We start from the raw sequence: 18,614 nt of genomic DNA on the forward strand, positions 1-18,614 counted from the left end.
TCACTTGTGCTGGTTATAGAACGACGCTTCGCCTTCCGGACGTGTCTTGAAGCGTTTATGGGTCCAGAAATACTCGGCCGGCGCTTCGCGCACGCGCTCCTCGATGAACTCGTTCATGCGGCGCGTGGCGGCCGTGATATCGTCGCCCGGATAATCGTCCCACGCCGGATAGTAGGTCACTTGCCAGCCCTGGTAGTTGGGCAGGAAGGTGGCGATGACGGGAATCACCTGTGCCTTGGCGGCCAGCGCCAGGCGCGCCGTGGCCGTCAGGGTGGCGGCGGGGACGCCGAAGAAGGGTACGAATTCCGCATCCTTTTCGCCAAAATCCATATCCGGCAGCATGAAATACGGCAAGCCGTCGCGCAGCGCGCGCAAAATCGTCTTGATGCCGTCCTGGCGCGTAAACAGCTTGGGCGGCTTGAAGCGCGAACGGCCGTTGCGCAAAGCCTGGTCGAAGGCGGCGTTCTTTTGCTGCACGTACATCGATGAAGCGGAAATTTCCATGGCTGTGGCGGCGCCGGCCACGTCGAGGCAGACGAAATGCGGACACAGCAGGATGGTGGGCTTGGCCGCGATCTGCTGGCCCGGGAAGGCGGGCACCTTTTTGATCAGGCGGTTCAGGCGCGCTTCCGACGACCACCACAGGATGCTGCGTTCCCACACGCTGCGTGAATAGGCCTGGAAATGCTGGCGCGCCAGCGCCACGCGCTGTTGTTCCGTCAATTCCGGCATGCACAGGCGCAGATTCGTCAGGGCGATCTTGCGCCGCGTGGGCATGGCGATGAACAGCACGCTGCCGACGGCCACGCCGAAGCGGCCGAGGATAGGCAAGGGCAGCCAGTGCAGCAGCCACATGAAGGCGATCAGCAGTCTCATGCCTGCTCCCCGGCGGCATCGGACGTGGCGGGCGTGGGCGGCGGTGCGCCGCGCGGCACTTTATAGCGGTTGTAGCTCCACAGGTATTGTGCCGGGCTGCGCGCGATCAATTGTTCCATGGCCGCATTGATGGTGCGTGCCTGTTCGGCCGAGGTGCTGTCGAGCGATTCGGTGAACGGCACGAAATGCACGACATAGCCGCGCCCGCCCGGCAGGCGTTCCGCGTAGGTAATGATGACTTCGGCGCCGCCCATCTGCGCCAGCTTGGCAGGCAGGGTCATGGTGTAGGCGGGACGGCCGAAGAAGTCGGCCCACACGCCTTCGCCTTCCTGCGGCACCTGGTCGGGCAGCAGGCCGATCGGTTGGCCTTTTTTCAGGCATTTGGCAAAGATGCGCACGCCCGACATATTGGCTGGCGCCAGCATGAGGTTTTCGCGCGCGCGGGCTCCTTCGATCAGCGGTTTCAAGGCGGCGCGCTTGGGCGGGCGGTACATCACGGTGAGCGGCGTGCGCAGCGCGATTTGCTGGGCGACGATTTCAAAGCAGCCCAAATGCGGCGTCAGGAAGACGATGCCGCGGCCATGCTGCAACGCTTTTTCCACCAGTTCCCAGTTTTCCACCGTGGCATGGCGCGCGACGCGCTCGGCCGGCGCGCACCAGATGAACGGTAATTCCAGCACGCTCTTGCCCGCTTCGGCCACGGCCGTGTGCAAGTGTTGCGAAAACCCCGCACCTTGCATGTTCTCGCGCATGCGGCGGCGGTAGGATGGGGAAATGGCGTAAATCACCCAGCCGAGCGCAGCGCCCAGGCCATGCAGGACGGGCAGGGGAAAGACGGACAAGAAGCGAAAAATTGGGACTAACATGTATAAGCGGTTTCCAGGAATGGCGTGTTGCTGTGCCAAAATTTTTTAAGAAGCGTAAAATACCACGTATGCAGTAACCGCTGAGTTAATAGACAACTTGCGAAGCGGAATATAAATATCGCTAAAGCGTCGCAGGCAAAATCCTCTTTACTGCGACAGAACATTCACATAGTAAACAGGAGCTTGCAATGTCAAACGACTATCTCTTCACTTCCGAATCCGTCTCGGAAGGCCATCCCGACAAGGTTGCCGATCAAATTTCCGACGCCATCCTTGACGCCATCCTGGCCCAGGATCCGACCGCCCGCGTGGCTGCCGAAACCCTGTGCAACACGGGCCTGGTGGTGCTGGCTGGCGAGATTACCACTCACGCCAATGTGGATTATATTCAAGTTGCGCGCGAAACCATCAAACGCATCGGCTACGACAATACGGAATACGGCATCGACTACAAGGGTTGCGCCGTGCTGGTGGCTTACGACAAGCAGTCGCCCGATATCGCGCAAGGCGTCGATGAAGGTGCGGGTATTGACTTGGATCAAGGCGCCGGCGATCAGGGCCTGATGTTCGGCTACGCCTGTGATGAAACGGCCGAGCTGATGCCTGCCGCCATTCACTACGCACACCGCCTGGTCGAGCGCCAGTCGCAGCTGCGCAAGGATGGCCGCTTGCCATGGTTGCGTCCGGATGCAAAATCGCAAGTGACCCTGCGCTACGTCGATGGCCGCCCCGTCGGCGTGCACACGGTCGTGCTGTCGACCCAGCATGCGCCGGAAATCTCGCACAAGCAGATCGAAGAAGCCGTCATCGAAGAGATCATCAAGCCGATCCTGCCGCGCGAATGGCTGACGGACACGAAATTCCTCGTCAACCCGACGGGCCGTTTCGTCATCGGCGGTCCGCAAGGCGATTGCGGCTTGACCGGCCGCAAGATCATCGTCGACACCTACGGCGGCGCAGCCCCGCACGGCGGCGGCGCGTTCTCGGGCAAGGACCCATCGAAAGTCGACCGTTCGGCAGCCTACGCGGCCCGTTACGTGGCGAAAAACATCGTCGCGGCCGGCCTGGCGCGCCAATGCCAGGTGCAGGTCAGCTACGCCATCGGCGTGGCCAAGCCGATCAACATCACCGTCTACACGGAAGGCACGGGCGTGATTCCCGACGCGGAAATCGCCAAGCTGGTGCTGGCGCACTTCGATTTGCGTCCAAAAGGCATCGTGCAAATGCTCGACCTGCTGCGCCCGATCTATCAGAAGAGCGCCGCCTACGGCCATTTCGGCCGCGAAGAGCCGGAATTCACGTGGGAACGCACGGACAAGGTCGCCCTGCTGCGCGACGCCGCCGGCCTGAAGTAATCTAGTTGGATTTGCAAGAAAAGCGCCCCGGCCTTCTGGCCGCGGGCGCTTTTTTATGTGTTGTTACATGGCAATGTATGGCGAACAAGCTGGCGCACCAGCCTTGACAATGTTAAAATTCCCCGTCCGAGGAGCGTTGCGACGAAGAAATTCGCCAGGCTCGGAATATCCTGCAACTGCGCTCACGTACCTTTTTCAACTGAAAGGAGGGCGTGATGAACGCCGTACTCAAATCGCAACACGACTACACCATCGCCGATATCACCTTGGCCGCATGGGGCGACAAAGAAATCAAGATTGCTGAAACGGAAATGCCTGGCCTGATGGCCATCCGCGAAGAATTCGCGGCAGCGCAGCCTCTGAAAGGCGCGCGCATCACCGGTTCCATCCACATGACCATCCAGACCGCCGTGCTGATCCAGACCCTGGAAGCACTGGGCGCGCAAGTGCGTTGGGCATCGTGCAACATTTACTCGACACAAGACCACGCCGCCGCCGCCATCGCCGCCGCCGGCACGCCTGTGTTCGCCGTCAAGGGCGAGTCGCTGGACGACTACTGGGAATACACGCACCGCATCTTCGAATGGCCGAACGTGGACGGCAAGGCTGTCTACTCGAACATGATCCTCGACGATGGCGGCGATGCCACCCTGCTGCTGCACCTGGGCGTGCGCGCGGAAACCGACCTGTCGGTACTGGCGAATCCCGGTTCGGACGAAGAAATCTGCCTGTTCAACTCGATCAAGAAGCACTTGCTGGCCGACCCGACCTGGTACTCGAAGCGTCTGCCTGAAATCCTCGGCGTGACGGAAGAAACGACGACCGGCGTGCACCGTCTGTATCAGATGCACAAGGAAGGCAAGCTGGCTTTCCCTGCGATCAACGTGAACGATTCCGTCACGAAATCGAAATTCGACAACCTGTATGGCTGCCGCGAGTCCCTGGTCGACGGCATCAAGCGCGCCACCGACGTGATGATCGCCGGTAAAGTGGCCGTCATCGCCGGTTACGGTGATGTCGGCAAGGGTTCGGCCCAAGCCATGCGCGCCCTGTCGGCGCAAGTATGGGTGACGGAAGTCGATCCGATCTGCGCACTGCAGGCGGCGATGGAAGGCTACCGCGTGGTAACGATGGATTACGCGTGCGAACACGGCGACATCTTTGTCACCTGCACGGGCAACTATCACATCCTCACGCACGATCACCTGACGCGCATGAAAGACCAGGCCATCGTCTGCAACATTGGTCACTTCGACAATGAAATCGACGTCGCTTCGTTGAAACAATACGAGTGGGAAAACATCAAGCCGCAAGTCGACCACATCATCTTCCCGTCGGGCCGCCGCATCATCCTGCTGGCCGAAGGCCGCCTGGTCAACCTCGGTTGCGGCACGGGCCACCCGTCGTACGTGATGAGCTCGTCGTTCGCCAACCAGACGATCGCCCAGATCGAACTGTACGCAAACACGGCCAACTACCCGGTCGGCGTGTACACCCTGCCGAAACACCTGGACGAAAAAGTCGCCCGTTTGCAACTCAAAAAGTTGAATGCGCAGCTGACGGAACTGACGCAAGAGCAAGCCGACTACATTGGCGTGCGCACGGAAGGTCCATACAAGCCCGAGCACTACCGCTATTAATCGGTTGCTTGCCTCGGGAACCTACTGCGCGGCGCGGGGCGCGGCCGGCGATGCTCGCTGTACCTTGGTACAGCTGCGCTTCTCGGCCACGCCGCGCATCCGCTCGCTACGGTTCGCGAGGCAAGGAGGCACACTTGTGTAATCTGAAAAGTCCGGCCGTCGCCGGTCTATTATCATTTTTGACAGGCTAGAGAAATGCGCTTGCTACTGATTTGGTTTATCAATGCGGCAGCCCTGTTTGCCGTCCCGTATTTGATGCACTCGGTGACGATGAGCAGCGGCTGGACCGCGCTGCTGGCCGCTGCCGTGCTGGGGCTGGTCAATGCGCTGATCCGCCCTTTGCTGATCCTGCTGACCCTGCCCGTGACGTTCTTGTCGCTGGGCCTGTTCATTTTCATCATCAACGGCTTCATGTTCTGGCTGGTGGCGCAGGTGATCGATGGTTTCCATGTCGCCAGTTTCTGGTCGGCCGTGGGTGGTGCATTGCTGTACAGCGTCATTTCCTGGGCCCTGTCGACCTTACTTTTGAGTAATGACGATGGAAAAGCATAATTTCAGTATTGAGTTTTTCCCGCCGAAAACCCCGGAAGGGGCGGAAAAGCTGCGCGCCACGCGTGTCAAGTTGTCTGAATTGCACCCGAAGTATTTCTCGGTGACGTTTGGCGCCGGCGGTACGACGCAGCAAGGTACCCTGGACACCGTGCGCGAGATCCTGGCGGCCGGCGAACAGGCCGCACCGCATCTGTCGTGCGTCGGTGGCTCGCGCGAATCGATCCGCGCCGTGCTGGCCGACTTCAAGGCGGCCGGCGTGAGGCGTATCGTCGCCTTGCGCGGCGACTTGCCCAGCGGCTACGGCGCTTCGGGCGAGTTCCGCTACGCCAACGAGCTGGTGGAATTCATCCGCGCCGAGACGGGCGACCATTTCCATATCGAAGTGGCCGCCTATCCGGAAATGCACCCGCAAGCCCGTTCGCCGCAGGACGACCTGAACGCATTCGCGCGCAAGGTACAGGCTGGCGCGAATGCGGCCATCACTCAGTACTTCTACAATGCCGACGCGTATTTCCAGTTTGTCGAGCAGACGCAGAAGATGGGCATCAACGTGCCCATCGTGGCCGGCATCATGCCGATCACGAACTACACGCAGCTGATGCGCTTTTCGGACATGTGCGGCGCGGAAATTCCACGCTGGGTGCGTCTGAAACTGGCCAGTTTCGGTGACGACAGCGCGTCCATCAAGGCGTTCGGCCTGGACGTGGTGACGGGCTTGTGCGAGCGTTTGCTGGAAGGCGGCGCGCCAGGCTTGCATTTCTATAGCATGAACCAGGCGGCGCCCACGACCGCACTGTGGCAGCGCCTGGTCAAGTAATCGCCGTCTGATTCGTCAGTACAGATCGCCCTCGGTCACGATGTGATCGAGGGCGATGTCGTATTCGCCGTTGGGAAAGCTGGCCGCCAGGCAGGCATAGGCGATACCGAGCGTGCGTGGACGCGGCGCGGCCGCCAGCGTGCGGTCGTAATAGCCGCCGCCATAGCCGAGCCGGAAACGTTGCTCATTGAATCCCAGGCAGGGCACGAGCAGGGTGGCGGGTGCCGGGCGCAGGCGCAGCCGGGCCGGCACGGCCACGCCCATGCCATCCTTGACCATGGGCTCGCCGGGCGTCCAGGCGGAAAAGGCCAGCGGCGCATGTTTTTCCAGCACCACGGGCAGACTGAGCGCCACGCCGCGCGCGGCCAGTTGCGCGTACGCGCCGTGCAAGTCCGGCTCGCCATGCAGGGGCCAGTACACGCCCAGTTCCTTGACGTTTTCCTGTGCGCACCAGTCCAGCAGGCGTTGCGCGATGGCCGCATCCCACCCCGCGCGCGTGGCGTCGGGCAGCGCGCGCCGGGCCGCCAGCAAGGCTTTGCGCAAGCCGGCTTTTTCCTGTGGCGCAATGGGTGGCCGTGTAGCCGGATCGCATGTTATTCTAGGGTCGCTATTCATATCACCATCAAGTTAAGATTGAGAGTCGTACATTGATTTCCCCACTGAAATGGATTGCCGGCACGATGCTGTGTGTTGCATCGGCCTTGTCTCCCCTGGCCGCCCTGGCCCAGGTTTCCACCACCGTATCCCCAGCCGCCCCCGACACGCGCAGCGAGGACGATGCCTTCCTGCTGCTGCGCGACGCCGCGCGCAAGGATGACGTCGAAAAAGCCGACTTCTATGCGGGGCGCCTGACGAATTACCAGATTCCATCGTATGTTGACTATTATCGGCTGAAACCGCGCATCAAACTGCTGAGCGAGGCGCAATTTCGCGATTACCTGAACCGCTACAAGGGCAGCGCCATCGCCGACCGTTTCCGCAACGACTGGCTGCTGGAACTGGGCCGCAAGCGTGACTGGGTCGTGTTCGATGAACAATACCCGCAATTCGCTCTCGATGACGACACCCAGCTCAAGTGCTACGCGCTGATGTCGCGCGCCGCCAAGGGACAGAACGTGGCGCCCGAGGCGCGCAACCTGCTCGTCTCGCCGCCCGGCTATGGCGAAGCGTGCGGCAGCCTGATCGCGGCATTGGCGCAAAATGGCCAGTTTGACACGAACGACCTGTGGGCGCAGATCCGCCTGGCGGGCCAAACCAACGCCACGGGCCCGGCGCGCCGCATCGCGCTGTTGCTGGGCGCGTCCGACGCGAAGATGGCGCAAGCGATCGACTTGCCGGCGCTGGTGCTGGCCAAGGGACCGGGTCTAAGTCGCGCCGACCACGAGATGTACCTGGTGGCCGTCGGCCGCATGGCGAAAAGCACCTTGAAGCTGGGCGTCGTGGCCTTGCAAAAAGCCAGTGCGCAGCTGACGCCACAGGAACAGGCCATCGGCTGGGCCAGTCTGGCCCTGCAAGCGTCGTATTCGCTGGCGCCGGAAGCGTTCGATTATTGGCAAAAAACCAATGGCGCGCCATTGACCCAGGAGCAGATGCAGTGGAAGGCGCGTATCGCCTTGCGTGAAGGCAATTGGCCCGTGGTGAAGTCGTCCATCCAGGCCATGCCGGCGTCCTTGCGCGCCGATCCGACCTGGGTCTACTGGCTGGCGCGCGCGCAGCAGGCGGAAACGCCGGGCCGCCCGAACGCGCAGGCGGACGCCCTGTACCGCACGATTGCCGAGCAATCGAATTTCTACGGCTTGCTGGCCAATGAAGAACTGGGTCAGCACCTGGTGCTGCCGCCGCCGGGCCAGCCCATCACGCCGGCGGAAATCGCCGCCATGGCCGCCAATCCAGGCTTGCAGCGCGCCTTGAAATTCTTCAACATGCGCTTGCGCTTCGAAGGCACGCGCGAGTGGAACTGGGAATTGCGTTCGATGACGGACCGCCAGCATCTGGCGGCTGCGGAATTTGCGCGCCAGAACAATGTGCTCGACCGCATGGTCAATACCTCGGACCGCACGCGCCTGGAAGTGGACTATACGCAGCGCTACCCGACGCCGCACGACGACGTCATGCACCCGGCCACGCAAACCCTGGGCCTCGACAAAGCCTGGGTGTACGGCCTGATCCGCCAGGAATCGCGCTTCATCATGGATGCGCAGTCGCACGTGGGCGCGTCCGGCCTGATGCAGGTGATGCCGTCGACGGCCCGTTATGTGGCCAAGAAGATCGGCCTCACCGATTTCGTCACGGAAACCTTGAGCGATGTGCGCACCAACGTCTTGCTGGGCACGAATTACCTGAACATGGTGCTTGGCGGCCTGGACGGTTCGCAAGTGCTGGCCAGCGCCGCCTACAATGCGGGACCGGGGCGCTTGCGCATCTGGCGCGCCACCATGACCCGTCCGCTGGAAGGCGCCGTCTTTGCCGAGATCATTCCGTACACGGAAACGCGCGGCTACGTGAAAAACGTGATGGCCAACGCCACGTATTACGCGGCCCTGTTCGAGAAGAGTCCGCAATCGCTGAAAGCGCGCCTGGGTACCGTCGGGCCGAAAAACAGCGCCATCGCGGCCGATTTGCCTTGACCCATACCTTTGATAGCCGACCATGCAAACGACCATCCTTGATCCCAGCCTGACGCAAACCCTGGCCGCCGCGCGCGAGCCGGGCCTGACCCTCATCATCGGCAACAAGAATTACTCATCGTGGTCGATGCGCCCGTGGGTGGCCATGACGGCGTTCGGCATCCCGTTCCAGGAAGTGCGCGTGCTGCTCGACCAGCAGGACACGGCGACCAAAATTGCCGAGTATTCGGCCTGCGGCCGGGTTCCCGTGCTGCTGGCGGGCGAGATCACGATCTGGGACAGCCTGGCCATCTGCGAATACCTGGCCGAGCAGTTCCCTGACAAACATATGTGGCCGCAAGACGTGGCCGCGCGCGCCATGGCGCGCTGTGTTTGCGCGGAAATGCATTCCGGTTTCACGGGCTTGCGCACGGACATGTCGATGAATATCAAGGCCAAGTTGCCGGGACGTGGCCGCACGGCCGCCGCGCAGGCGGACATCGGCCGCATCAGCGAAATATGGGAAGAGTGTTTATCGCGCTTTGGCCACCACCAGTTCCTGTTCGGCGACTTTTCCATCGCCGATGCGTACTTTGCTCCCGTCGTCATGCGTTTCCGCACGTATGGCGTGAGCCTGGCGCCGGCGCTGAACGCGTATTGCGAGCGCGTGCAGGCGCACCCGGCCGTGGCCCGCTGGATCGCGGAAGCGCTGGCGGAGACGGAAACGGCGCCCAAGCACGACGCGGAACTGCCTGATTAAGAAAAGAGTGTTATGAAGATATACACGGTCGGTGGCGCGGTGCGCGACCAACTGCTGGGCTTGCCCGTGAAAGACCACGACCACGTCGTCGTCGGCGCCACGCCGGACGATATGCTGCGCCGGGGTTTCCGGCCCGTGGGCAAGGATTTCCCCGTCTTCCTGCACCCGAAGACGCAGGAAGAGTACGCGCTGGCCCGCACGGAGCGCAAGACTGCCCCCGGCTACCGGGGCTTTGTCTTCCACACGGCGCCCGACGTCACCCTCGAAGACGACCTGGTGCGCCGTGATCTGACCATCAACGCCATCGCGCAGGCCGAGGACGGTAGCCTGACCGACCCGTTCGGCGGCATTGACGATATTCAAAACAAAGTGTTCCGCCACGTCTCCGACGCGTTTGGCGAAGACCCCGTGCGCATTTTGCGCCTGGCCCGCTTTGCCGCCCGTTTCGATACTTTTACGGTGGCGCCGGCCACCATGGCCCTCATGCGCCAAATGGTGCTGGACGGCGAAGTGGACGCCCTGGTGGCCGAGCGCGTGTGGCAGGAAGTGGCGAAAGGATTGATGGAAGCGCGGCCGTCGCGCATGCTGACGGTGCTGCACGAGTGCGGCGCCCTGGCGCGCATCCTGCCGGAATTGGCAATCAACGACCATTTGCTGCGCGTGATCGACAGGGCGGCGGGCGCGGACCACGCACTGTGCGTGCGCTTTGCCGTGCTGATGCTGGCCGTGCCGCTTGAGCAGATCAATGCGCTCAGCGAGCGCCTGCGCGTGCCCAACGATTGCCGCGAGCTGGCCGTGATGGCGGCGCGCGAGCAGGCTGCCGTCGCCGGTGCGCTGGCCTTGAGCGCCGAGGAACTGGTGCGCTTGTGCGAACGCTGCGACGGACTGCGCAAGCCGCAGCGCTTCGTGCAGATGCTGGACGCCATCGCCTGCGACGTGCAGGCCCAGAATCCGGTGTTCCCGCAGTCCGCCTGGCTGCAAGCCATGCTGGCGGCCGTGCGCGGCGTCGATGCGGGCGCGCTGGCACAAGCTTGCGCACACGAACCGAAGCGCATTCCCGAGCTCATCCATGCGGCGCGGGTCGAAGCCGTCACGAACGCGATCAGCGGCACGGAGCTGCCATGACCCTGCCCAAATTGTTCCAGAACCCGTTTCGCCGCTGGCTCAGCCGCAGCGGCGGCGGGCGTCCGAGCGTGCTCGTCAAGCAATTGCATGAGCGCGACCGTCGCCGCATGATGAAGCATTTCCTGAATCTGGAGAAAAGCGACCGCTTGCTGCGCTTCGGCAGCGCCTTGCCCGATGAGCTCGTCGCCCAGTACGTGCAAAAGATGGATTTCTCGCGCGACATGGTCTACGGCGTCTACAACAGCCTGTTCAAGCTGGTGGGCGTGGGGCATCTGGCGTTCGCGCCGAAAGACACGTCGCCGGCGAAAAGCGTGGTGACGGACAAGGAGCAGGTGGCCGAGTTTGGCGTGTCCGTATCGAAATCCATGCGCGGCATGGGCGTGGGATCGAAACTGTTCGAGCGGGCGGCGATCCACTGCCGCAACAACGATGTCGATACCCTGTACATGCATTGTTTGTCGTCAAACAAGACGATGATGCATATCGCCAAGAAGGCGGGCATGGAAATCCAGCGCGACTATGGCGAAGCCGATGCATATCTGAAACTATTGCCGCCGAATCCGAGCAGCATGCTGCAGGAAGCCGTGCAGGAGCAGTTCGCCATGTTCGACTACACGTTCAAGGCCAATGCGCGCGCCGCGTTCAAACTGTGGGACCGCTTGCCAGGGCGCAAGAAGAAGCCCGGGCCGCCGTCACCGCCGTCACAATAAGGGCAGGGCCGTCGTATCCTTGATGCGCTGCAAGGCAAAGCTCGACTTCACGTCCAGCACGGCCGGGTGGCGCAGCAGGGTCGCCATCATGAAGCGCGAAAAGTGCTCCATGTCTTCCACGTGCACGCGCAGCAGGTAATCCATTTCGCCCGTCATCGCATAGCAGGCCACCACTTCCGGCCATTGCGCGACGGCCACGGCGAAGTCGGCGCGCGGCGACGTGTTCGTCACCAGATTCGGCGCCAGCACTCTTGCCGTGCTGTGCGCGGTGGCGTCGCTGTGCTTTTCCAGCCGCACGTTGACATAAGCCAATAGCCCCAGGCCGATCTTTTCCGGGTCCAGCAGGGCCACGTACTGGCGGATCACGCCTGCTTCTTCCAGCCGTTTGACGCGGCGCAAGCATGGCGACGGCGACAGGCTGACCTGCTCGGCCACGTCCTGATTCGACAGGCGGCCATCGGCCTGCAGGACGGCGAGGATCTTGCGGTCCGTTTTATCCAGCGTAATTTTGCTCATGCTTCCTCCGGTGGTTCTTGTTTCACGCAATATTATTGCGCAAATCATGGATGTTCGGGAGATCTTTGGCATTTAATGCCCACAGACCGCGCCTATACTGTGCGCTACTTCTTGGAGGAGACATCATGCAATTTCAGCCTTGGGATAACCCGATGGGTACCGATGGTTTCGAGTTCGTCGAGTATGCAGCACCAGACCCAAAAGCATTGGGCAAGCTGTTCGAGAACATGGGCTTCACGGCCATCGCGCGCCACCGCCACAAGGATGTGACCCTGTACCGTCAGGGCGACATCAATTTCATCATCAATGCCGAACAAGATTCGTTCGCGCAGCGTTTTGCCCGCCATCACGGCCCGTCCGTGTGCGCCATCGCCATCCGCGTCGACGACGCGGCCTTCGTGTACCGCCGCGCGCTGGAACTGGGCGCCTGGGGTTTCGACAATAAAACAGGTCCGATGGAACTGAATATCCCCGCCATCAAGGGTGTGGGCGATTCCCTGCTGTACTTCGTCGACCGCTGGCGCGGCAAGGGCGCCGACAAGCCGGACGCGGCCGCTCCGGGCGGCATCGGCGACATCAGCATCTATGACGTCGACTTCGTCGCCATTCCCGGCGCCGTCGCCAACCCGGTCGGCCATGGCCTGACCTATATCGACCACCTGACGCACAATGTGCACCGTGGCCGCATGAAGGAATGGGCGAATTTCTATGAAAGCCTGTTCAACTTCCGCGAAGTGCGCTACTTCGATATCGAAGGCAAGCATACTGGTCTGAAGTCGAAAGCCATGACTTCGCCGTGCGGCAAGATCCGCATCCCGATCAATGAATCGTCGGACGACAAGTCGCAGATCGCCGAATACCTGGACCAGTACCACGGCGAAGGCATCCAGCACATCGCGCTGGGGACGGACAATATCTACGCTTCCGTGCAAGGCATGCGCGATACGGGTATCGATTTCCAGGACACGATTGAAACTTACTATGAGCTGGTCAACCGCCGCCTGCCGAACCATGGCGAGCAGCTGGAAGAACTGCGCCGTCTGCGCATCCTGATCGATGGCCACAGCACGGAAAACGAACGCGAACTGCTGCTGCAAATCTTCACGCAGACGGTGATCGGCCCGATCTTCTTCGAGATCATCCAGCGCAAGGGCGACCAGGGCTTCGGCGAAGGCAACTTCCGCGCCCTGTTCGAATCGATCGAGCTGGACCAGATCAAGCGCGGCGTATTGAAAGATACGAGCGCGGCGTAAGCCGACTCATGCCCGGGATGTCGGATTATGCTGCGCTAATCCGACCTACAGCTGGGGCCAGTAATGTAGGTCCGGTTAGCCAGAATGGCGTAACCCGACATGCCCGCAAAAAGAAGCACTAAAAAGCAGCAAAAAGTACAAACACGGGAGTGCAGTGCAGCAAAAGAACTGCGCGCCTTCCTGTGGTAGTCTACGACAAACAAGTCATTTTTCCGCACCGGCATTGCCCACAAAGCGCGGCCGGTACGTGTGAGTTCAACCGACTTTGCACGCGTAGCACAGAGAATAATGGAGACAAGTAATGAATGCACCAATCAAGGGCTCGAGTCTTGAGCCGGGCGCGCACGCGTCCGAAATTTCCCTGAACGACAAATACACTTTGGAGCGTGGCCGCGCCTTCATGACGGGCACCCAAGCGCTGATCCGCCTGCCCATGCTGCAGCGCGAGCGCGACCTCAAGGCGGGCCTGAATACGGCCGGCTACATCACCGGTTACCGCGGTTCGCCTGTGACGTCCGTCGACATGACGGCGATCAAGGCCAAAAAATATCTCGATGAACACCACGTCAAATTCCACCCGGGCCTGAACGAAGACCTGGCCGCCACGGCCGTCTGGGGCACGCAGCAAACGAATCTGTTCGAAGACGCGAAATACGATGGCGTGTTCGGCATGTGGTACGGCAAGGGCCCCGGCGTCGACCGCTGCGGCGACGTTTTTAAACACGCGAACAATGCCGGTTCCGCCAAGCACGGCGGCGTGCTGGTGCTGGCCGGCGACGACCATGCGGCCAAATCCTCGTCCACGGCGCACCAGTCCGACCATATCCTGAACGCCTGCGGCATTCCCGTGCTGTACCCGTCGTCGGTGCAGGAATACATCGACTACGGCTTGCATGCGTGGGCCATGAGCCGCTACACGGGCTTGTGGGTGTCGATGAAATGCGTGACCGACATCATCGAGTCGGGCGCCGCCGTCGATTTCGACCCGGACCGCGTGCAGATCACCTTGCCGACCGATTTCGAGATGCCGGCCGGCGGCTTGAACATCCGCTGGCCCGACACGGTGCTGGAACAAGAAGTGCGCATGAACAGCTACAAATGGTATGCGGCGCTGGCGTATGCGCGTGCCAACAAGCTCAATAAAATCATCTGGGACAGCCCGAAGGCGCGCATCGGCATCATCACGGCCGGCAAATCGTACCTGGACACGCGCCAGGCGCTGGCCGACCTCGGTATCGACGAGCAGACTGCGTCCGACATCGGCATCCGCCTGTACAAGATCGGCATGACCTGGCCGCTGGAAGCGGACGGCGTGCACGAATTTGCCAAGGGCCTCGATGAAATCCTCGTGGTGGAAGAAAAGCGGCAGATCCTCGAGTACGCGCTGAAGGAAGAACTGTACAACCTGAAGGATGGCGAGCGTCCGCGCGTGGTCGGCAAGTTCGACGATACGGGCGAATGGAGCAACCAGAAGGGCACCGGTCACGGCGACTGGCTGCTGCCGGCCACGTATGAGCTGAACCCGGCCATGATCGCCCGCGCCATTGCCAGCCGCATTTCGCGCTACTACGCGGGCCACCCCGTCGAGCAGCGCGTGAAGGAGCGCATCGCCTACCTGGAAGCCAAAGAGAATGTGCTGAAAGCGATCAGCGTGAAGCCCGATCCGCAGAAAGACCGCACGCCGTTCTTCTGCTCCGGCTGCCCGCACAACAGCTCGACCAAGGTACCGGAAGGCTCGCGCGCGCTGGCCGGCATCGGCTGCCACTACATGGTGCTATGGATGGACCGCGAAACGTCGACGTTTACCCACATGGGCGCCGAAGGCGTCACGTGGGTGGGGCAGGCGCCGTTCACGAATGAAAAGCACGTGTTTACCAACCTGGGCGACGGCACGTATTTCCACTCGGGCATCCTGGCCATCCGCGCGGCCGTTTCGGCCAAGGTGAACATCACTTATAAAATTCTGTTCAACGATGCGGTAGCCATGACGGGGGGGCAGGAATTCGACGGTCCCCTGTCGCCGGCGATCATTTCGCGCCAGATCGCCGCCGAAGGCGTCGGTCCCATCATCGTCGTCACGGACGAACCGGAAAAATACCCGGACGATTACGCCTGGGCCGAAGGCGTCACCGTGCGCCACCGTTCGGAGCTGATGGACGTGCAGCGCGAACTGCGCGACATGCCCGGCGTGTCGGCCATGATCTACGACCAGACCTGCGCCTCGGAAAAACGCCGCCGCCGGAAACGCAATGAATACCCGGATCCGGCCAAGCGCGCCGTCATCAACGAAGCCGTCTGCGAAGGCTGCGGCGACTGCTCCGTGCAATCGAACTGCCTGTCGGTGGAGCCGCTGGAAACGGAACTGGGACGCAAGCGCCAGATCAACCAGTCGTCCTGCAACAAGGATTTTTCGTGCACGACGGGTTTCTGCCCCAGTTTCGTGACGGTGGAAGGCGGCGGCTTGAAAAAGCCGAAGAAGGCTGCCGCCGCCGACAAGGATGCGCCAGCCGCGCCAGCCTTGCCGACACCGCAGATTCCTTCGACGGCCGAGCCATTCGGCATCCTGGTCACCGGCATCGGCGGCACGGGTGTCGTCACCGTCGGCCAGATCCTGGCCATGGCGGCGCACGTGGAAGGCAAGGGCTGTTCCGTGCTGGACATGAGCGGCCTGGCGCAAAAGGGCGGCCCCGTGATGTCGCACGTGCGCCTGGCGGACCGCCAGGAAGATATCCACTCGACGCGCGTCGGCACGGGGGCGGCTGACCTGGTCATCGGCTGCGACCTGATCGTCACGGCCAGCCGCGATGCCCTGTCTCGCATGGGAGAGGGCCGCAGCTGGGCCATGATCAACTCGACCAGCTCGTCGACGGCCGCCTTCGTGAAGAACCCGGACTGGCAATTCCCCGGCGCTTCGGCGCGCATGGAAATCGAAAAGGCCTGCGGCAGCGACCACGTGGATTTCATCGACGCGGGCCAGATCGCCACGGCGCTGATGGGCGACTCGATCGCGACGAATATGTTCATGCTCGGCTACGCCTGGCAAAAGGGCAAAGTGCCGCTGTCGGAAGCTGCCATCATGAAGGCCATCGACTTGAACAACGTCTCGGTGGCGTTCAACAAGGCGGCCTTCAACTGGGGCCGCGCCGGCGCCCACGATGCGGCCAGCCTGGTGCGCATGACAACGCCAGCCAAGGTGGTGGAATTCAAGCGTATCGACACGCTCGACGACATCATCGAAAAACGGGTGGCACTGCTGACGGCCTACCAGGACCGCGCGTATGCGCAGCAGTACCTGGACTTCATCAAACAGGTGCGCGCCGCCGAAAGCGCCCTGAACGGCCCGCACTTGCGCCTGACGGAAGCCGTGGCCCGCTACTTCTACAAGCTGATGGCGTACAAGGACGAGTACGAGGTGGCGCGCCTGTACACGGACGGCGCCTTCCAGGCGAAGATCGCGTCCATGTTCGAAGGCGACATCAAGCTCAAGTTCCACCTGGCGCCGCCTATCATGGCGAAAACGGATGCCCAGGGCCATCTGGTGAAGAAGGAATTCGGCCCGTGGATGATGAAGGCGTTCGGCGTGCTGGCCAAGTTCAAGGGCTTGCGCGGTACGGCGTTTGACATCTTCGGCCACACGGCCGAGCGCAAGATGGAGCGCGCGCTGATTCTTGAGTACCGCGCGACGGTGGGCGGCTTGCTGCCGAAACTGACGACGGCCAAGCTGGCGCAAGCCGTGGCCATCGCCAGCATCCCGGAAGACATCCGCGGCTATGGCCACGTGAAGGAGCGTCATTTGAAGGCGGCGAAAGAGAAGGAAGCGAGTCTGCTGATCGCCTTCAACGCACCGACGCCGCTGCCGCCCGTCGTGGCGGCACCCGTGGCGGCCACCGTGGCGTAACGGTTTGCGCATGACCTTGTAGCAATGGCGCCTGCGGGCGCCATTTTTTTGTGTCAAAGAAAACAACGCTTGCGGGCAAAACGCATTATAATTTTTCGATAATTTCTTTATGGAAAGTTTCTCATGCATTCCCTGCGCCTTCCTTGCCTCGTTGTTTCCGTCGGATTAGTGTTGAGCGCCTGCGGTGGAGGAGGAGGAGGAAGCAGCGGCAGCGCGCCCGTCGTGCCGCCCGTGGCGCCAACCGGGCCGACGGCGCTGGTCGCTTCCTCCACGGTCGCGAACCGCTGCGAGGCGCCGCGCAGCGGCAGCAGCATCGACAAGCCGGGCACCTTGCTTGATGAGCGGACGTGGGTGCGCAGCTGGATCGATGAAACGTATCTGTGGTACCGCGAAGTACCGACCACCTACCTGCCGCAAAGCTTTGCCACGGCGAAGGCGTATTTCGATGTGCTCAAAACAACGGCCACGACGGCGTCCGGCAAGCCGAAGGACCAGTTCCATTTCACGTATACGACGGCCGAATGGGAAGCCTCGCTCAATGGCGTGGAACTGGGCTACGGCATGCTGCTGGCGCTGACGCGCACGACGCCGCCGCGCAAGGCCGTGGTCACGATCGTCGAGCCAGGCTCGCCTGCGGCACTGGCGGGCTTGCGGCGCGGCGATGCGCTGCAAACCGTCGATGGCGTCGATTTCGTCAATGCCCCGGACGCTGCCAGCGTGAAAATCGTCAACGATGGCTTGTTCCCGCAAGCGCAAGGGACGCACACGCTGGCGTTCAGCCGCAATGGCGCGCCCATCTCCGCGAGCCTGCAGGCGGTGGAAGTGAGCACGAGTTCCGTGCAAAACGAGCGCATCATCGACACGCCCACGGGCAAGGTGGGCTATCTGACCTTCAACACCCACAACAACGTGGCCGAGCGCCAGCTGGCCGAGACCATGGGCCGCTTCCAGGCGGCCGGCATCAGCGACCTGGTGCTCGACGTGCGCTACAACGGCGGCGGCTACCTCGATGTCGCCAGCGAACTCGCTTACATGATTGCCGGTCCGCAAGTTACCACCGGCAAGACCTTCGAGCAGGTGCTGGCCAATGACAAGACGCGGCCGGAAGCGCCCGTGCCATTCCATGCGCAAAGCCAGGGTTTCGCCGGGCCGAACCCTCTGCCCAAGGGCACGCCGTTGCCCTCGCTGGGCCTCAAGCGCGTGACCTTGCTGACGACGGGCAATACCTGCTCGGCCAGCGAAGCCATCATCAACGGCTTGCGCGGCGTGGACGTGCAGGTCAACCTGATCGGCGGCACGACGTGCGGCAAGCCCTACGGTTTCTATCCCACGCCCAATTGCGGCACCACGTATTTCGCCGTGCAGTTCCAGGGCGTCAACGCCAAGGGCTTTGGCGACTTCGCCGATGGCATGGCGCCAACCTGCGACGTGGCCGACGATTACCAGAACCCGCTGGGCGACCCTGCCGAAGGCATGCTGGCGGCGGCGCTGCGTTACCGCAGCAGCGGCAGCTGTAGCCCGGCCACGGGCGCGCTCAGGTTGTTGAGTTCGATGGAGAATCCGGCCGACACGGCCACGCGGCTGCTGCGTCCTGCCTACAAGGAAATTGCTGTATTGAAACGCTAAAGCCCGATTTTGCT

The 18,614-nt window shown here is 62.1% G+C and carries 15 protein-coding genes and 1 riboswitch; of the genes, 11 read left to right on the plus strand and 4 right to left on the minus strand.

Features of this window, described 5'->3' with window-relative positions:
- Both IGS55_RS12075 and IGS55_RS12080 read right to left on the minus strand, forming a co-directional pair.
- A complete protein-coding gene (locus IGS55_RS12075) occupies positions 1-876 on the minus strand; it encodes an LpxL/LpxP family acyltransferase (protein WP_034753075.1) in 876 nt (291 codons plus the stop codon).
- Entirely contained in the window at positions 873-1,742 is an 870-nt protein-coding gene (locus tag IGS55_RS12080; protein WP_070304528.1) for a lysophospholipid acyltransferase family protein, read from the minus strand. The genes IGS55_RS12075 and IGS55_RS12080 overlap by 4 nt, the downstream gene beginning before the upstream one ends.
- A 188-nt stretch (positions 1,743-1,930) precedes the next feature.
- On the opposite strand from IGS55_RS12080, the gene metK reads away from it, so the two are divergent.
- The 4 genes from metK (at position 1,931) to metF (ending at position 6,106) form a co-directional block, all read left to right on the plus strand.
- Positions 1,931-3,097, plus strand: a complete 1,167-nt coding sequence (gene metK / locus IGS55_RS12085; protein ID WP_230518150.1) for a methionine adenosyltransferase — start codon at positions 1,931-1,933, stop codon at positions 3,095-3,097.
- Positions 3,098-3,219: 122 nt separating this feature from the next.
- Positions 3,220-3,288: riboswitch (S-adenosyl-L-homocysteine riboswitch) on the plus strand.
- 24 nt (positions 3,289-3,312) lie between these two features.
- Positions 3,313-4,737 (plus strand): adenosylhomocysteinase, encoded by a 1,425-nt coding sequence (gene ahcY / locus IGS55_RS12090; RefSeq protein WP_092713571.1) that lies wholly within the window; start codon positions 3,313-3,315, stop codon positions 4,735-4,737.
- A 195-nt stretch (positions 4,738-4,932) separates the two neighbouring features.
- Positions 4,933-5,289, plus strand: coding sequence for a phage holin family protein (locus IGS55_RS12095; RefSeq protein WP_034753082.1), 357 nt, complete (start codon positions 4,933-4,935; stop codon positions 5,287-5,289).
- A complete protein-coding gene (metF, locus tag IGS55_RS12100) occupies positions 5,276-6,106 on the plus strand; it encodes a methylenetetrahydrofolate reductase [NAD(P)H] (protein WP_230518151.1) in 831 nt (276 codons plus the stop codon). Before IGS55_RS12095 ends, metF begins: the two co-directional genes overlap by 14 nt.
- Positions 6,107-6,121: 15 nt before the next feature.
- Here metF and IGS55_RS12105 read toward each other — a convergent pair whose 3' ends face one another.
- A complete protein-coding gene (locus IGS55_RS12105; protein WP_230518152.1) occupies positions 6,122-6,649 on the minus strand; it encodes a 5-formyltetrahydrofolate cyclo-ligase in 528 nt (175 codons plus the stop codon).
- 104 nt (positions 6,650-6,753) lie between these two features.
- On the opposite strand from IGS55_RS12105, the gene IGS55_RS12110 reads away from it, so the two are divergent.
- Genes IGS55_RS12110 through IGS55_RS12125 form a run of 4 tightly spaced genes read left to right on the plus strand, consistent with a single transcriptional unit; the run spans position 6,754 to position 11,307 of the window.
- On the plus strand, positions 6,754-8,733 hold the full coding sequence (locus IGS55_RS12110; protein WP_230537202.1) for a lytic transglycosylase domain-containing protein: 1,980 nt from the start codon (positions 6,754-6,756) through the stop codon (positions 8,731-8,733).
- Between the two features lie 22 nt (positions 8,734-8,755).
- Positions 8,756-9,472 (plus strand): glutathione S-transferase family protein, encoded by a 717-nt coding sequence (locus IGS55_RS12115; RefSeq protein ID WP_230518154.1) that lies wholly within the window; start codon positions 8,756-8,758, stop codon positions 9,470-9,472.
- A gap of 12 nt (positions 9,473-9,484) precedes the next feature.
- Entirely contained in the window at positions 9,485-10,597 is a 1,113-nt protein-coding gene (locus tag IGS55_RS12120; protein WP_230518155.1) for a multifunctional CCA tRNA nucleotidyl transferase/2'3'-cyclic phosphodiesterase/2'nucleotidase/phosphatase, read from the plus strand.
- Positions 10,594-11,307: a GNAT family N-acetyltransferase gene (locus tag IGS55_RS12125; protein WP_230518156.1), complete on the plus strand. Its 714-nt coding sequence runs from the start codon at positions 10,594-10,596 to the stop codon at positions 11,305-11,307. The genes IGS55_RS12120 and IGS55_RS12125 overlap by 4 nt, the downstream gene beginning before the upstream one ends.
- Here IGS55_RS12125 and IGS55_RS12130 read toward each other — a convergent pair.
- Positions 11,299-11,823: an Lrp/AsnC family transcriptional regulator gene (locus IGS55_RS12130; RefSeq protein WP_034753092.1), complete on the minus strand. Its 525-nt coding sequence runs from the start codon at positions 11,821-11,823 to the stop codon at positions 11,299-11,301. The genes IGS55_RS12125 and IGS55_RS12130 overlap by 9 nt on opposite strands.
- A 125-nt stretch (positions 11,824-11,948) precedes the next feature.
- Between IGS55_RS12130 and hppD the strand changes: the two genes are divergently transcribed.
- From hppD to IGS55_RS12145, 3 genes are all read left to right on the plus strand, one after another.
- Positions 11,949-13,076, plus strand: coding sequence for a 4-hydroxyphenylpyruvate dioxygenase (gene hppD, locus IGS55_RS12135; RefSeq protein WP_128141023.1), 1,128 nt, complete (start codon positions 11,949-11,951; stop codon positions 13,074-13,076).
- Between the two features lie 301 nt (positions 13,077-13,377).
- On the plus strand, positions 13,378-16,974 hold the full coding sequence (locus tag IGS55_RS12140; RefSeq protein WP_230518157.1) for an indolepyruvate ferredoxin oxidoreductase family protein: 3,597 nt from the start codon (positions 13,378-13,380) through the stop codon (positions 16,972-16,974).
- 123 nt (positions 16,975-17,097) lie between these two features.
- Complete coding sequence (locus IGS55_RS12145) at positions 17,098-18,600, plus strand: S41 family peptidase (protein ID WP_230518158.1); 1,503 nt, start codon at positions 17,098-17,100, stop codon at positions 18,598-18,600.
- Positions 18,601-18,614 lie beyond the last annotated feature (14 nt).

Origin of the sequence: Janthinobacterium sp. EB271-G4-3-2 (assembly GCF_020858035.1) — a bacterium.
Taxonomy (GTDB): domain Bacteria; phylum Pseudomonadota; class Gammaproteobacteria; order Burkholderiales; family Burkholderiaceae_D; genus Janthinobacterium; species Janthinobacterium aestuarii.

Bases quoted from the DNA above. Each gene is read 5' to 3' on its own strand.
- IGS55_RS12075 (WP_034753075.1), bottom strand. From the start codon at position 876: ATGAGACTGCTGATCGCCTTCATGTGGCTGCTGCACTGGCTGCCCTTG.
- IGS55_RS12080 (WP_070304528.1), bottom strand. From the start codon at position 1,742: ATGTTAGTCCCAATTTTTCGCTTCTTGTCCGTCTTTCCCCTGCCCGTC.
- metK (WP_230518150.1), top strand. From the start codon at position 1,931: ATGTCAAACGACTATCTCTTCACTTCCGAATCCGTCTCGGAAGGCCAT.
- ahcY (WP_092713571.1), top strand. From the start codon at position 3,313: ATGAACGCCGTACTCAAATCGCAACACGACTACACCATCGCCGATATC.
- IGS55_RS12095 (WP_034753082.1), top strand. From the start codon at position 4,933: ATGCGCTTGCTACTGATTTGGTTTATCAATGCGGCAGCCCTGTTTGCC.
- metF (WP_230518151.1), top strand. From the start codon at position 5,276: ATGGAAAAGCATAATTTCAGTATTGAGTTTTTCCCGCCGAAAACCCCG.
- IGS55_RS12115 (WP_230518154.1), top strand. From the start codon at position 8,756: ATGCAAACGACCATCCTTGATCCCAGCCTGACGCAAACCCTGGCCGCC.
- IGS55_RS12120 (WP_230518155.1), top strand. From the start codon at position 9,485: ATGAAGATATACACGGTCGGTGGCGCGGTGCGCGACCAACTGCTGGGC.
- IGS55_RS12125 (WP_230518156.1), top strand. From the start codon at position 10,594: ATGACCCTGCCCAAATTGTTCCAGAACCCGTTTCGCCGCTGGCTCAGC.
- IGS55_RS12130 (WP_034753092.1), bottom strand. From the start codon at position 11,823: ATGAGCAAAATTACGCTGGATAAAACGGACCGCAAGATCCTCGCCGTC.
- hppD (WP_128141023.1), top strand. From the start codon at position 11,949: ATGCAATTTCAGCCTTGGGATAACCCGATGGGTACCGATGGTTTCGAG.
- IGS55_RS12140 (WP_230518157.1), top strand. From the start codon at position 13,378: ATGAATGCACCAATCAAGGGCTCGAGTCTTGAGCCGGGCGCGCACGCG.
- IGS55_RS12145 (WP_230518158.1), top strand. From the start codon at position 17,098: ATGCATTCCCTGCGCCTTCCTTGCCTCGTTGTTTCCGTCGGATTAGTG.